The 14063-nt window shown below is 60.8% G+C and carries 11 protein-coding genes; 7 read left to right on the top strand and 4 right to left on the bottom strand.

Features of this window, described 5'->3' with window-relative positions:
• Nucleotides 1–11 precede the first annotated feature (11 nt).
• The 3 genes from ACA048_RS18065 (at nt 12) to ACA048_RS18055 (ending at nt 3476) form a co-directional block, all read left to right on the top strand.
• Entirely contained in the window at nt 12–1478 is a 1467-nt protein-coding gene (locus ACA048_RS18065) for an efflux transporter outer membrane subunit (RefSeq protein ID WP_497625646.1), read from the top strand.
• A 31-nt stretch (nt 1479–1509) separates the two neighbouring features.
• Nucleotides 1510–2460 (top strand): aldo/keto reductase, encoded by a 951-nt coding sequence (locus tag ACA048_RS18060; RefSeq protein WP_497625645.1) that lies wholly within the window; start codon nt 1510–1512, stop codon nt 2458–2460.
• A 77-nt stretch (nt 2461–2537) separates the two neighbouring features.
• The gene (locus tag ACA048_RS18055; protein ID WP_497625644.1) at nt 2538–3476 is read left to right on the top strand and encodes a LysR family transcriptional regulator; all 939 of its coding nucleotides are present in this window, start codon (nt 2538–2540) and stop codon (nt 3474–3476) included.
• 51 nt (nt 3477–3527) lie between these two features.
• On the opposite strand, the gene ACA048_RS18050 is transcribed toward ACA048_RS18055, so the two are convergent.
• Nucleotides 3528–3800, bottom strand: a complete 273-nt coding sequence (locus ACA048_RS18050) for a DUF2790 domain-containing protein (RefSeq protein WP_497625643.1) — start codon at nt 3798–3800, stop codon at nt 3528–3530.
• Nucleotides 3801–4044: 244 nt separating this feature from the next.
• Between ACA048_RS18050 and ACA048_RS18045 the strand changes: the two genes are divergently transcribed.
• The 4 genes from ACA048_RS18045 to ACA048_RS18030 all read left to right on the top strand — a co-directional run bounded on the left by ACA048_RS18045 (nt 4045) and on the right by ACA048_RS18030 (nt 9785).
• Entirely contained in the window at nt 4045–5058 is a 1014-nt protein-coding gene (locus tag ACA048_RS18045; RefSeq protein WP_497625642.1) for a helix-turn-helix transcriptional regulator, read from the top strand.
• A gap of 154 nt (nt 5059–5212) precedes the next feature.
• Entirely contained in the window at nt 5213–7063 is a 1851-nt protein-coding gene (locus tag ACA048_RS18040; RefSeq protein WP_497625641.1) for an amidohydrolase, read from the top strand.
• Between the two features lie 140 nt (nt 7064–7203).
• Nucleotides 7204–8616, top strand: coding sequence for a purine-cytosine permease family protein (locus ACA048_RS18035; RefSeq protein ID WP_497625640.1), 1413 nt, complete (start codon nt 7204–7206; stop codon nt 8614–8616).
• 161 nt (nt 8617–8777) lie between these two features.
• A complete protein-coding gene (locus ACA048_RS18030) occupies nt 8778–9785 on the top strand; it encodes an Ldh family oxidoreductase (RefSeq protein WP_497625639.1) in 1008 nt (335 codons plus the stop codon).
• 109 nt (nt 9786–9894) lie between these two features.
• Here the strand turns inward: ACA048_RS18030 and ACA048_RS18025 are convergent, their stop codons facing one another.
• From ACA048_RS18025 to ACA048_RS18015, 3 genes are all read right to left on the bottom strand, one after another.
• Nucleotides 9895–11475: an aldehyde dehydrogenase (NADP(+)) gene (locus ACA048_RS18025; protein WP_497625638.1), complete on the bottom strand. Its 1581-nt coding sequence runs from the start codon at nt 11473–11475 to the stop codon at nt 9895–9897.
• A 138-nt stretch (nt 11476–11613) separates the two neighbouring features.
• Entirely contained in the window at nt 11614–13011 is a 1398-nt protein-coding gene (gene abaF, locus ACA048_RS18020) for a fosfomycin efflux MFS transporter AbaF (RefSeq protein ID WP_497625637.1), read from the bottom strand.
• Nucleotides 13012–13081: 70 nt separating this feature from the next.
• Nucleotides 13082–13999, bottom strand: a complete 918-nt coding sequence (locus ACA048_RS18015) for a dihydrodipicolinate synthase family protein (RefSeq protein ID WP_497625636.1) — start codon at nt 13997–13999, stop codon at nt 13082–13084.
• Nucleotides 14000–14063: the final 64 nt, after the last annotated feature.

The following is a 14063-nucleotide window of genomic DNA, read 5'->3' as shown; positions in this document are numbered from 1 at the left end:
GAGTTTGCCTGATGAAATCCAATGCGCGCTTCCTCAACAGACCGCTGTTCAACACCACGTTCGGCGCGGTGTCGGTGCTGGTGTTCTTGACCGCCTGTACGGTCGGCCCCGATTACCAAATGCCGCCACCCAGCCCGTCGCAGCATTACGATCAACAGGCCGAGCAGCGTCTTGGCCAGCGCATCGACCTCGGCAAAAAGGTCAATGGCGATTGGTGGACTGCGTTTCGTTCGCCCAAGCTCGACAACGTTGTGCGCCGTGCCCTCGACGGCAATCTGGAGCTCGTCGCTGCCGATGCCACGATCCGGCAAGCGGCGTCCTCCGTGGCGGCGGCGCAGGGGGCGCTGTATCCGCAGGTCGATTTTGCCGCTCAGGCCGGCCGCGTGCGTACGCACAACAGTCGTGCCCCCGTCGTTTCCAACTTCTATGCCATCGGTCCGCGTGTCGGCTTCGACCTGGACGTGTTCGGCGGTAACAAGCGCCAGGTCGAACAACAGGAAGCGCTGACGGCGTTTCAGAAACATCGCTACGAAGCGGCGTACCTGACCCTGACGGGGAATGTCGCCAGCCAGGCGTTGTTGATGGCCTCGGCGAACGCACAGATGCAAGCCGTGGAAAAACTGCTGGCCAATGACACCAAGAACCTCGAACTGGTGCGCATGGCACACCTCAATGGCAGCACCACGCAGATCGACGTGTCGCTGGCCGAAACCCGGCTCGCGCAGGACCGCACGTTGTTACCGCCGCTGGCTCAGCAGCGTGATTCGGCACGGCATGCGCTGTCGATCCTGACGGGCAAAGGCCCGGCTGACTGGATCGCGCCGGACTTCGACCTGAGTGAATTTGCCTTGCCGGCCAATGTCCCCGTCAGTCTGCCCTCGGAAATGGCCCACACCCGGCCGGACGTGCTGCAAGCAGAAGCACAACTGCACATGGCCAGCGCCGCCGTCGGTGTCGCGACCGCCAACCTCTATCCGCATGTGGAGCTTTCCGCGTTTCTCGCACAGTCGGCGACAGGCAACGGCGGCGCTGCGCTCTGGGGCTTCGCCGCCGGGGTGGCGGGGGCGATTTTCAACGGCGGAACCCTCAAGGCTGAACGCCAGGCGGCGGTCGACGGCTACAACGCGTCGCTCGCTGACTACCAGCAGACCGTCATCACATCGTTCGGTCAGGTCGCCGACACGCTGCAAGCCATCAACCATGACGCCGAAGAAAACCTCGCCCAGGAAGACGCATTACGTGCCGCCGAAACTAGCTTTCGCTTGAACCAGCAAGCGTACGCGCAAGGGGAGAACAGCATTCTTCAGGTGCTTGAAGCAGAGCGCGCCTATGAGCAGGCGTTGTTGGGGCAGATCAGAGTGAAGACCGCGCAGTACCTCGACACCGTTCAACTGTTTGTCGCCCTCGGCGGCAATTCCGTTGGTGTTTTCGAGCAACGAGTGGCCAGTCGCGAAGCACCGAAACGTTCATATCATTAAAGGCTGCGGCCTCAGAGAGTGGAGTAAAGACATGACCTACGAAGTCTTTCACGATGAACTTCGCGAGACCCAATTTGCGCTGAACAACGGCTCGGCCGAGATGCCGGCCGTTGGCTTTGGCACCTTGTTCCGCGACCTCAGCGTCACGACCCAAGCGGTCACACAGGCGCTGGAAACAGGTTTTCGCCATTTCGATTGTGCCGAGCGTTATCGGAACGAAGAGGCGGTGGGCGTGGCGTTCAAGGCCTTCCTCGACACGGGCAAGGCCCGGCGCGAGGACTTGTTCATCACCACCAAACTGTGGAACACCAACCATCGTCCTGAGCGGGTTTTACCGGCGTTTGAAGCCAGTTGCCGACGGCTTCAGGTGGATTACATTGATTGCTACCTGATCCATACGCCGTTTGCCTTTCAACCCGGCGATGATCAGGAGCCAAGAGACCCATTCGGCCACATGATTTACGACTCGGGCGTGACCTTGATCGAGACGTGGCGGGCGCTTGAACGCCTGGTGGATGAAGGGCGCTGCAAGTCCATCGGCTTGTCGGATATCACCTTGGAGGCGTTGCAGGCAATTGTCGAAGTGGCGCGGATAAAACCCGCCGTTGTGCAGGTGGAATCCCACCCTTATCTGCCGGAATGGGAACTGCTGGAGTTCTGCAAACAGCATGGGATCATCGTCCTCGCCTTTGCACCTCTTGGCCATGGCATGGAGCCTGCCGTACTGGAAGACCCGGTGATTACCGGCGTCGCTAAACGCGTGCAGAAAACCCCGGCTCAAGTCGCTTTGGCCTGGTCGGTGCAGCGCGGTGTGGCGTTTCTGACCACCTCTGCAACACTGAGCCATATTCAGGAAAACTTTGATATTGCCACGCTGCCGCATCGGGCCATGCTTGAAATCAAGGAGGATATTACGACTCGGGTGCGGTTCAACTCGGTGGTGGAAACCGGTATCCCCGGCTTTATCCCGCGTTCAAAGTAACCCCTGCCAAAGCGGCGGCCTGATGTCAGGCCGCCGCTTTTTTTTTACAGGTACATTTTTGCGCCGAGGCGAAAAGGATGGACGTTTTCCAAACCATGCGTTGTTTCATAGCGGTCGCCCAGAGCGGCAGCTTCACGGCCGCAGCGGTGATGCTGGACACCTCGACCACCAACATTTCCAAAGCAGTTTCCAGCCTGGAGGTCCGGCTGCAAACACGCCTGATCAACCGAACGACCCGACGTCTGGCGCTGACCGAAGCGGGTCTGCGCTATTTGCAACGGTGCGAGAAGATTATTGAAGAGATGCGTGAAGCCGATGAAGAAGCGGGGACGGCTCAAACCAGGCCCGTGGGCCGGCTGAAGATTCATGCGATGTCAGCGGTTGGCAATCACTACGTGATCAACGCCATCGCTCGGTATAGAGAGACGCACCCCTCGGTCATGTTTGATTTGACCCTGACCAATCGACTGCCGGACTTGCTGGAAGAAGGCTATGACATGTCGATTGTGTTGGCGCGGGAGTTACCCGATTCAGGCTTTGTCGCCCAGCGGCTCGGCGTTACCTACAGCATTCTCTGCGCCTCGCCCGCGTACCTGAAGAAACGCGGCGTTCCCGACGCGCCAGGTGCACTGGCCGCACATGATTGCCTGAGGATTGTGAACACCGTGATGCCGGCGCAAAACTGGGTATTTGAGGGGCCTGAAGGTGTGGAGACGGTGAACACACCGTTGTCGCCGTTTCACGTCAATACCGCCGATGCAATGACGGTCGCGATCAGCAACGGAATGGGCATCGGGATACAACCGATTGCGTCTGCCGTGGACGGCTTGAGAGCGGGGACGTTGGTGCGTGTGCTGCCTGAGTATCATTTTGAGGAGCTGAATGTGTTTGCCATCTACCCATCACGCAAATTCGTCGATGCGAAAATCAAGACCTGGGTGGATTTTCTCAAGGATTACATTCCGGTCTTGCTGGCCTCCGATGAAAAGACCGTGGGCTCAACGAAAAACAAATAATCGCCAGTGCCGCCGGTATGGAGTGTCGACCCTCCAACGTCTGCGCGGTACTCAACCGTTTGAACACCCGGTGCCCATGACTTGATATTGCAGGACGTGTTGTTGACCTTGGGAGTCTTCATACGTCATTTGCGCCGGCACCGGACCGCACTGGTCGCCCACGTCGGTCACGCTGATGACCCGTTTGATGTCGAGGTGGGTGTCGTAGGTATAGGTTTCAACCGGGGTCTTGGCGGTTGCAGCGGTTGAGCTGTTATCGTCGGCGAAGGCTGGTGCACCGACACTGGCGAACGCCAGCAGGATCACGATTTTCGAAAGTTTCATGGTGTTCACCGTATCGTTTAAGGATGGCTGGGCAACCGGTTTGATCGTCCGTTTTCTACCCTGTGCGCTCACGTTAAATACTCACGGGGTAGGGACGATGCTAGGGGGTAGTCCTTGCCTCAAACAGCGGCCTGAAGGACAAACACTGTTGCCGGTTTGCGCATGAATACGGGGCTTGTGGACGCGATCACTGCCCTTGTGGCATGGTCGAAAAAAATGCCACGCAGCCAACAGGATCAAATTGATGGAGGAGGGTAATGAGGTCGGTGGCACACCGTCGTTGGCGATGCTCAAGGCATTCAATTGTTGCGTGTTGCACCTCGGGCGACTGGCTCGGGAGCGCGGTGCCTCGCAATTCATCGAAGACGGGCTGCAAGCCTTTCGCCCACTGGTGCCGTTTGCTTCGGCGTGGTGGGGAGAAATGTCCACGTCGGACGCCCATGCGGCGCCGAAAAGCTGGATGCACGGGCGCATCGATCTGCCCGAATCGTTTGCTGCCGAATGGCACAAGAGCGCAGGCAGCGACAAATTCTCCCATGACACCTTGAGCCAACCCGGCGCCGTGGTGCGCGACAGCGGCTTCACCGATCCCCATGAAGAGGTCGACGCCTTCGCTCGCCGTCATGACCTCTACCATGTGATCTGCATCACCTTCGAGTTGCCCGAAAGCGGTCTGATGTTTTTCGTCTGCCTCTATCGCGGCGAACACGGGTCAGGGTTCAACGACAACGAGGCCGCTTTGTTTTCTGCGTTCTGCGACCACCTGCTGCAGTTGTGGCGATTCCAGGTGCAAGACATGATCCGCATCGACACCGGTAACGGCGCCAGCGACTTTGGGGTCGCGCGCATGGACGGAACGTTGTTGTACGTGGGCGCCAGTTTATGCGCGGCCATCCAGCGCGAGGTGCCGGGGTGGAGCGGGTCGATGCTGCCGGCGCAGGTGATCGCCCATCTGCCAAAAGCGCCGAGCGTCATGCGCCTGGGGCGCTGTGCGCTGACCCTCAGCCCGAATGCCAAGCACGTCATTTTGTCCCTTGAAGCCCAATCGCGCGGGGCCGTACTGGCGCCACGGGAGCGAACGGCGGCGATGCTGTTCGCGGCCGGGCACTCCTATAAGGAAATTGCCAGGATCCTCGGCTTGAGTCCTGCGACCGTGCGCACTTATTTGCGCAATTGCTACTTGCAGCTTGGCGTGAAAAGCAAGGTTGAGTTGGGTTCGGTCCTGTCTGCACAGGCAACCCGTCGCGAATCAACGTGACGCCCCCGGATTTCGCTCCCTCATTCACTGACCCCTCCTCATTTGTGGAGGTCCATCCAACGGCCGCGCGCTATAGGGTATGCCCTGCATATCAGGGGCTTGCGCGCAGGCTGTTCGGGCCTCTTCCAAAACTATAAAAACAGAGGTGAGGCAGTTGAAATTTTCCAGGCTTTTTGTCGCCGTTGCGGCGACAACCGCATTTTCCGGTCTGGCGCTGGTGGGGTGCCAGACTCAGGGTTCGGCCCCGGCAGACATGGTGATGCGCAACGGCTATGTCTACACCGTCGATGGCCAGAACTCGGTACAGCAGGCGATTGCCGTCACGGGCGGGAAGATTGTCTATGTCGGCAATGACGAAGGGGTTGCCTCGTACATCGGTAAGCAAACCCGGCTGATCGATCTGGCGGGGCGCATGCTGATGCCGGGGTTCATCGATGCGCATATGCACCCGGGCGACGGCGGTCGTGCCATGACGTTGTGCGACCTGAAATACCAGACCATGACGCGCAAGGTGTTCCAGGAAACCATTCAGGCGTGTCTGGATGCCGACAAGGATAAAGGGCCGGATGTCTGGCTCGAAGTGGGCAGCTGGGACCGGATGGGCATGGACGGACTCGACGGCGACCCCGACAAATCGACGCTGGACGCCCTCAAGACCGACCGGCCGATTCAGGTTCGCTCCACTGATTTCCATACCGTGCTGACCAACTCTCGCGGCCTGGCGGTCGCCGGCATCAACAAACACACGGCCAACCCCAGTGATGGCAAGTACGTGCGCGACAGTGCTGGCAACCTCACCGGCATTTGCGAAGACGGTGCAGCGGACGCAATGGCCGCCGTGGTGCCGCCGGCCACCGACGCAGAAAAACTCAACCAGACCCGTGCCGCGCTCGACGCGATGCGCCAGCAAGGCATCACCAGTTTCTTCGATGCCTTGTCGGGGCCGGAAAATGGCAAAGCCTTCACCACGTTGCAGCAGTCGGGCGAGCTGACCGCCCGGGCCTTGCTGGCGATCAAACTTGACCCGGCCGCTGCCGCAGCCGACCCGGCGAAAACCATCGCCGAGGCCAAGGCGATGGCCGCGACCTACGACCAGGGCGAAGCCAAAGCCGCGCCGGGCGTGAGCATGCGTCACGTCAAACTGTTCATGGATGGCATCATCAATGCGCCAGCGGACACCGGTGCGATGCTGGCGCCGTACCTGCACAACGCCGGAACCGATAAGGCGCCAAAATGGGCGCCGGGCAAAAACGTCGGTGAACTGTATTTCCCGCCGCAAGTGCTCAAGCCGCTGCTGTTGCAAGCCGTGCAAGCCGGCCTCGACCCGCACCTGCACGCCACTGGCGACCGCGCCGTGCGTGACTCACTCGACGGCATCGAATACGTGCGCCAGCAATTGCCCGGCAATGGCTTTCGCCCGGCCATCACGCACAACGAGTCCGTGGACCCCGCCGACTACGGGCGCTTCAAGGCCCTCGACGTGACTGCCAACATGTCCTTCCAATGGGCTCAGCAAGCGCCGTCCACGGTCGACGGCACCAGCGATCACCTCGGGCCTGCGCGTTTTGCCCGCATGGAACCCTCGGGCAGCATCGCCCGCGCTGGCGGCCGTGTGGCGTATGGCAGCGACTGGCCCGTCGACCCGCTCGACGAGTTCCTGGCGCTGAAGATCGGTGTCACCCGCTCAGGTGATCCGCTGAATCCGCACAGCTATGGCCCCAAGTACGCCGGCCGACTGAATGCCGACCCGGCGCTGTCGCGTGCCGAAGTGCTGCGCACCATCACCCTCAACGCCGCCGAGCAACTGAAACTGGAGAACGTCGTCGGTTCGGTCGAGGTTGGCAAGTTTGCGGATCTGATCGTGCTGGACAAAAACTTCATGCAAGTGCCCGAGGAGGAATTGGCCCGTAACGCTGTGCTAATGACAGTGGTCGGTGGCAAAGTCGTGTGGGCCAAGGCGCCGTTCGTGGGACAAGTTGCCGTTGCCCCCATGCCTAACCGTTAAACGCATTCCCTGTGGGAGCGAGCCTGCTCGCGATGACGGCGGCACAGTCAACACTGCGTCGCCTGCCAGTCCGCCATCGTGAGCAGGCTCACTCCTACATGGGATGACGTGAATGCCTTTTACCTTGGAAGAGAAAAATAATGACCCAGCTCCGAGACAATCAGCAACGAAGTCCCCTGATCGAGACCCGTTCGATCGATTACATCCCCGAGGCCGAGCGTCATGGCAGCCTCTACAGTCAGTTCACCCTGTGGCTGGGTGCCAACCTGCAAATCACCGCAATCGTCACCGGGGCGCTGGCCGTGGTGTTGGGCGGTGATGTGTTCTGGTCATTGATCGGTTTGCTGATCGGCCAGTTGCTCGGTGGTGCGGTTGTCGCCTTGCACGCTGCACAGGGACCGAAACTGGGTCTGCCCCAGATGATCTCCAGCCGTGTGCAGTTCGGGGTCTACGGCGCGGCCATCCCGATTGTGCTGGTGTGCCTGATGTACCTCGGTTTCAGCGCCACCGGCGCGGTCCTGTCGGGGCAGGCGATTGCCCAGTTGATCAGCGTCAGTGACAGCACCGGCATCCTGATATTTGCTGCATGCATCGCGTTCCTGACGATCTTCGGCTATCGGGTGATTCACCTGGTGGGAAGGGTGGCCAGCGTGCTCGGCATCATCGCCTTCGCCTACCTGTTCACCCGGTTGATGACCCTCAACGACATCGGCCTGCTTCTGGAAAACCGTCACTTTGGCTGGAGCACGTTCCTGCTTGCGGTGTCGCTGTCGGCGTCGTGGCAGATTGCGTTTGGCCCGTATGTGGCCGACTACTCGCGTTACTTGCCAAGCAAAACGTCGTCCTGGAAAACCTTCACCGCCGTCGGCCTCGGGACCGTGCTTGGCGCCCAGGCGTCCATGGTGCTGGGGGTGTTCGCCGCCGCGTTGGCCGGCGCCAATTTTCGCGGTCATGAAGTGGCGACCATCGTCGGCCTGGGCAGTACCGGGGTGATGGCGTCGCTGCTGTACCTGAGCGTGGTATTCGGCAAGGTCACGGTGTCGACGCTTAACGCCTATGGCAGCTTCATGTGCGTGGCCACCATCATCAGCGGTTTTCGCAGTCGGCTGGAAATCACCGCCCGCCAGCGCATGCTGTTTGTATTGCTGATTGTCGCGGCGTCCACCACGCTCGCATTGCTCGGCCAGTACTCGTTCCTGAACTCGTTCAAGTACTTCATCCTGTTTTTGCTGACGTTCTTCACCCCGTGGAGCGCGATCAACCTGGTGGACTACTACTTCATCAACAAGGAGCGCTATGACATCCCGGCATTGTCCGACCCAGCGGGGCGTTACGGTCGCTGGAACGTGTTGGGAATCAGCGTGTATGTCAGCGGCGTGTTGATCCAGCTGCCTTTTGTCGACACGCACTTCTACTCCGGGCCGATGGTCGCGCAGCTGGGTGGCGTGGATATTTCCTGGATCGTCGGGCTGGTGGTGCCGGGGGTTCTTTACTACCTGCTGGCCAGGAAGTCAGCGCTGACTGTGCCGGTTGCACGAAGCACGAAGGCCTGACCGAGTGGGGCGGCAGTGCATTGATCGACATTGCACTGCCGCTGGTTCCTGATGAAGAGCCTCAACGGCCTATGCTGATTTCGTCACTCCCTCCGTCCAAACCCATCAAGCGATATCGCCTCGGATAGACCACCCTGACCGGTCTGTCCAAGGAGATGACCATGATCCGACTGACCCTGATCGAAGCCCATGCGTTGGCCGAATCGATCCTGTTGCACAACGGTTTTAACCCGGCCCATACGCGTGCGGTGGCGGCGACGGTCATCGCCGGTGAGCGTGACGGCTGTGCCTCTCACGGCTTGTACCGGATTTTGGGGTGTGTCAATTCCCTGCGGGCCGGCAAAGTGTCGGCCACGGCCGAACCCCGGTTGATCGACCAGGCACCGTCGATTGTGCGGGTGGATGCCGGCGGGGGTTTTTCGCCGCTGGCTTTTCAGGCGGGTTTGCCGCTATTGACGGAGAAAACCCGAGCCAACGGGATCGCGGCGTTGGCGATCAATCACTGCGTGCATTTCTCGGCGCTGTGGGTGGAGATCGAGCAGTTGACCGCTGCCGGCCTGGTGGCGCTGGCGTGTAATCCGAGTCACGCCTGGGTGGCCCCGGCCGGCGGACGCTTGCCGGTGTTCGGCACCAACCCCATTGCCTTTGGCTGGCCCCGTCAGGGACATGATCCTTTTGTGTTCGACTTCGCCACCAGCGCCATTGCCCGTGGCGACATCGAACTGCACCGACGTGCCGGCAAAGCGATCCCCGAGGGCTGGGGCGTGGATGCGCAGGGGCAGCCCAGTACCGATGCCAACGTCGTGCTCGACAGCGGCGCGATGCTGACGTTCGGCGGGCACAAGGGCTCGGCGCTGGCGGCCATGGTGGAGTTGATTGCCGGGCCGTTGATCGGGGATCTGACCAGCGCTGAATCGCTGGCTTACGACGCGGGCAGCAAGTCGTCGCCGTACCATGGGGAATTGATCATTGCCCTTGATCCGCGGTGCTTTTTGGGGGACTCGACGGAGGCACATTTGGCCAGGGCCGAAGTGTTGTTTCAGGCTATCGAAGGGCAAGGCGCACGCTTGCCCTCCCAACGCCGATACGAGGCGCGGGCGCGCAGCCTGGTGGAGGGGGTGCAGATTCCTGAGGCGTTGTATAACGACCTCAAAGCGCTGCTGGCTTGATTGATTGTTGTAGGAGCTGGCTTGCCAGCGAAGGCGGCCTCGCGGCGTGCGGCGGCAATGAGGACGCTATCGCGAGCAAGCTCGCTCCTACAAGGTATTTGGGTGTTTTTTAGATCGGGTTTCGGTGGCTGTTACCGTCGACCAGCCGGGCAATGCCCAGTGGGTTGGCGTTTTTCAGTGGGTCGGGCAGCAGCGCGTCCGGGCAATTCTGGTAGCACACCGGGCGCAGGAAACGCTCGATGGCCAGGCTGCCGACCGAGGTGCCACGGGTATCGGAGGTGGCCGGATAGGGGCCGCCATGCACCATCGCATCACACACTTCGACGCCAGTGGGGTAGCCATTGAACAGCACCCGACCGACCTTTTGTTCCAGCAGGGCCAGCAGCTCTGCGTGTTGATACAAGTCCTGCGGTTCGCCAATCAGTGTCGCAGTGAGTTGACCGTGCAAACTGTTCAGCGCCTGGCGCAGTTCGGCCCTATCGGCCACTTCGACAATGAGGGTAGTCGGACCGAACACTTCTTCCTGTAGCAATGGATCACCTTCGAGCAGCAGGCTGACGTCGGCCTTGAACAGATGAGCGCGCGCCTGATTGCCGTGTTGGCCATGGCCGGTCAGGTGGGTCACGCCTGGGTGACTTAGCAAAGCCTGCACACCTTTTTCGTAGCTGCCGAGGGTGCCGGCGTTGAGCATGGTTTGCGCCGGTTGTTCTGCCAGCAGCACAGTGAGGGACTCGGTGAAGGCACTGAATTGCGCCGAGCGCATGCCGATCACCAATCCCGGGTTGGTGCAAAACTGGCCGCAGCCAAGCACGACAGAGGCGGCCAATTCACTGGCAATGTTCTCGCCGCGAACGTGAAGGGCTTCGGGCAACACCACGACCGGATTGATGCTGCTCATTTCGGCGAACACGGGAATCGGTTGAGGTCGTGCGGCCGCCATGTCGCACAGCGCCCGGCCACCTTTGAGCGAGCCGGTGAAACCGACGGCCTGGATCGATGGGTGCTTGACCAAGGTTTCACCCACGCCTGCCCCGTAGATCATGTTGAACACACCCTTGGGCATGCCGGTCTGCTCGGCAGCGCGGATGATTGCATCGGCCACAAGTTCGGCGGTCGCCATGTGTCCGCTGTGGGCTTTGAACACCACCGGGCAACCGGCGGCCAAGGCCGCAGCGGTATCACCGCCGGCCGTGGAGAACGCCAACGGGAAGTTGCTGGCGCCGAACACCGCCACGGGGCCGACGCCGATCCGGTACTGACGCAGGTCGCTACGTGGCAGCGGTTGACGTTCGGGCAAGGCGCGGTCGATGCGTGCACCATAAAAGTCACCGCGACGCAGGACCTGGGCGAACAGGCGCATCTGGCCGCTTGTGCGTGCGCGTTCACCCGGTATACGTGCACTAGGCAGTGCGGTTTCGCGGGTGACCAAGGCGACGAATTCGTCATCCAGGGCATCCAGTTGTGCGGCGATGGCTTCAAGAAAATCCGCACGGCGTGCCGCTGGCAAGTTGCGAAACTCAGGGAATGCAGCGGCAGCGACCTTTGCGGCGGCGTGCACTTCGGCCTCGGTGGCTTGCCTGAAAGAGCAGGGCAACGTCTCGCCGGTGCTGGCGTCATGACTGTGCAACGTGAGGCTGCCAGCGGCGCTTCGCGCACCGCCAATGTAGTTGTGGCCGAGAATTTTTGGCATGGAAACTCCTGTCGGGCAAAAGGTAAATACAACCCCTGTAGGAGCGAGGCTTGCCCGCGAAGGCGGTGTGTCATTCACCATCAATGTCGAATGACACACCGCCTTCGCGGGCAAGCCTCGCTCCTACAGGTATTGGGCTCACGCCAGCGAGTCGCCTCGCTGCGGGGTAACGGGGGCGGCGTTTTCCAGCGCAGCGATACGCGCGGCCGACTCGGCATCCACCACGTGCAGCGACTTGCCGCGGGTTTCCCGGGTCAACCCTACGGCAACGACAGAGATCAGCGAGGCACCGACCAGGTACCAGGCGATTGGCGTCGAGCTGTGGTACTTGTTGAGCAGCGTGATTGCGATCAGCGGGGCCAGGGAACCGGCGAAAATCGGCGCCACCTGGTAGCACAGCGAGAGGGCGGTGTAGCGCACGTGAGTCGGGAACATCTCGGCCATCAGCGCCGAGTACGGTGCATAGGTCATCGATTCGATGGCCAGGCCCAGGGTGATGGCCGCCATGATCAGCCAGTTGTTGCCGGTGTCCATCATCGGGAAGCCGACGAAACCCCAAAATGCGGTGAGCACGGCGCCGACGAGGTAGACCGGTTTGCGCCCGACCAGATCGGACAGGTAACCCATCAGCGGGATCAGGAAGAAGTGCAGCAAGTGAGCACCGAACATCAGAAACAGAATCTCTGAGGTGTCCTTATGCACCACCAACTTGAGGTAGGTGATGGAGAAGGTCACAACGGTGTAGTAGAGAATGTTTTCGGCAAAACGAGCGCCGATGCCCACCAGCACCGAACGCCAGTGGTGCCGCAGCACTTCGACGACGCCCAGCTGCTGTTGCCGGGTGTTGGCCTGACGGGCCTGAGATTCCTTGAAAATCGGTGCGTCATCGACACTGGTGCGAATCCAGTAGCCGATCAACACCACCACCGCCGAGAACCAGAACGCCACGCGCCAGCCCCAGGCGAGGAATTGCTCTTCAGACAAGTTCGACGACAACAGCAGCAGGGCGACCGTCGCGACCAGATTCCCGGCCGGCACACCGGCTTGCGGCCAACTGGCCCAGAAGCCCCGGCGATTGTCCGGGCAGTGTTCGGACACCAGCAGAATCGCACCGCCCCATTCACCGCCAAAGGCGAAACCCTGGATCAGCCGCAACAGCACCAGTAACACGGGCGCCGCGTAACCGATCTGGTTGAATCCGGGCAGGCAACCCATCAGGAACGTCGTGATACCGACCACCACCAGGCTCAGTTGCAGCAGGCGCTTGCGGCCGAATTTGTCACCGTAGTGACCGAACACCAGGCCACCCAGCGGGCGGGCGAGAAAGCCCACGGCGTAGAGCGCGAAAGCGGCAATGATGCCGTCGATGGGGCTGTCGGTCTGGCGAAAGAACAGTTGGCCGAAGACCAATGCCGAGGCTGTACCGTAGAGAAAGAATTCATACCACTCCGCGACAGTACCGGCCATGGCGGCGGCCACGACACGTTTGAGTCCGGAGGGTGTGGTTGCGCGTTGAGTGTCTTGAAGGTTGGGCATGCTGACGTTTCCTGTAGAGGCGCAAAAACAGGCAGCCGGGTCGGGCCGCGAAGGCCCGCCCGGCAATCACTCAGAGACCGACGTCCGGCAGTTGCGGACGGTTCGCCAGGGCTTTGGCCATGATCTGTTCGACGAACACCCGATCCGCTTCCGGCAAGGCCAGGCGTGGCGGACGGGTCAGCGCGCTGCCGCGGCCGGCAATGGCTTCACACAGCTTGATGCACTGCACCAGGTCGGCACGGGCATCCAGGTGCAGAATCGGCATCAGCCATTCGTAGATCGGCATGGCTTCGGCGAAACGCCCGGCCTTGGCCAGACGGAAAATGGTTTCACCCTCTTTCGGGAACACGTTGGACATGCCTGAGACCCAGCCTTCGGCACCGACGGCGATGCTTTCCAGCACCACATCATCCAGGCCTGCGAACAGCACGAAGCGGTCGCCGACTTCATTGCGCACATCGATGAAACGGCGGGTATCGCCGGAGGAATCCTTGAAGCACACCACGTTGTCGCAGTCGGCCAGGGAAATCAGGATGTCCGGGGTGACGTCATTTTTGTAGATCGGCGGGTTGTTATAGACCATCAACGGCACGTCGGCATTCTTGGCCACGTAGCGATAGTGCTCGGCGGTTTCAAAGGGCTTGGAGCTGTAGACCAGCGCCGGCATCAGCATCACGCCATCGACGCCGACCCGGCGTACCGCGTTGGCCACCTTGGCCGCTTGCACGCTGGTGAATTCGGCCACGCCACAAATCACCGGCACTCGGCCGCGAGAGGCATCGACGGCGACTTCGGTGACGGCGATTTTTTCTTCGGCGGTCAGCGAGGTGTTTTCGCCTACCGAACCACACACCACCAAGCCCGACACACCATCGCGGATCACGTTGGAAATCACCTGGTGGGTTTTATCCAGGTTGATGGTGAAGTCATCGTTGAATTGAGTGGTCACCGCGGGGAAGACGCCACTCCAGTTAATACGGTTGCTCATTTGTTGCCTCCGGATCGTTGATTGTATTTCGTATACGATATTTAAAATGAAAAGATTCGGCCAG

The sequence above is a fragment of the Pseudomonas sp. LBUM1659 genome, from assembly GCF_059716045.1.
This window is presented reverse-complemented; position numbering and strand designations above follow the sequence as displayed.

Coding starts and splice junctions, on each gene's coding strand:
- ACA048_RS18015 (WP_497625636.1), bottom strand. CDS start 13,999: ATGAGCAACCGTATTAACTGGAGTGGCGTCTTCCCCGCGGTGACCACT.
- ACA048_RS18055 (WP_497625644.1), top strand. CDS start 2,538: ATGGACGTTTTCCAAACCATGCGTTGTTTCATAGCGGTCGCCCAGAGC.
- ACA048_RS18060 (WP_497625645.1), top strand. CDS start 1,510: ATGACCTACGAAGTCTTTCACGATGAACTTCGCGAGACCCAATTTGCG.
- ACA048_RS18030 (WP_497625639.1), top strand. CDS start 8,778: ATGATCCGACTGACCCTGATCGAAGCCCATGCGTTGGCCGAATCGATC.
- ACA048_RS18035 (WP_497625640.1), top strand. CDS start 7,204: ATGACCCAGCTCCGAGACAATCAGCAACGAAGTCCCCTGATCGAGACC.
- ACA048_RS18025 (WP_497625638.1), bottom strand. CDS start 11,475: ATGCCAAAAATTCTCGGCCACAACTACATTGGCGGTGCGCGAAGCGCC.
- abaF (WP_497625637.1), bottom strand. CDS start 13,011: ATGCCCAACCTTCAAGACACTCAACGCGCAACCACACCCTCCGGACTC.
- ACA048_RS18045 (WP_497625642.1), top strand. CDS start 4,045: ATGGAGGAGGGTAATGAGGTCGGTGGCACACCGTCGTTGGCGATGCTC.
- ACA048_RS18065 (WP_497625646.1), top strand. CDS start 12: ATGAAATCCAATGCGCGCTTCCTCAACAGACCGCTGTTCAACACCACG.
- ACA048_RS18050 (WP_497625643.1), bottom strand. CDS start 3,800: ATGAAACTTTCGAAAATCGTGATCCTGCTGGCGTTCGCCAGTGTCGGT.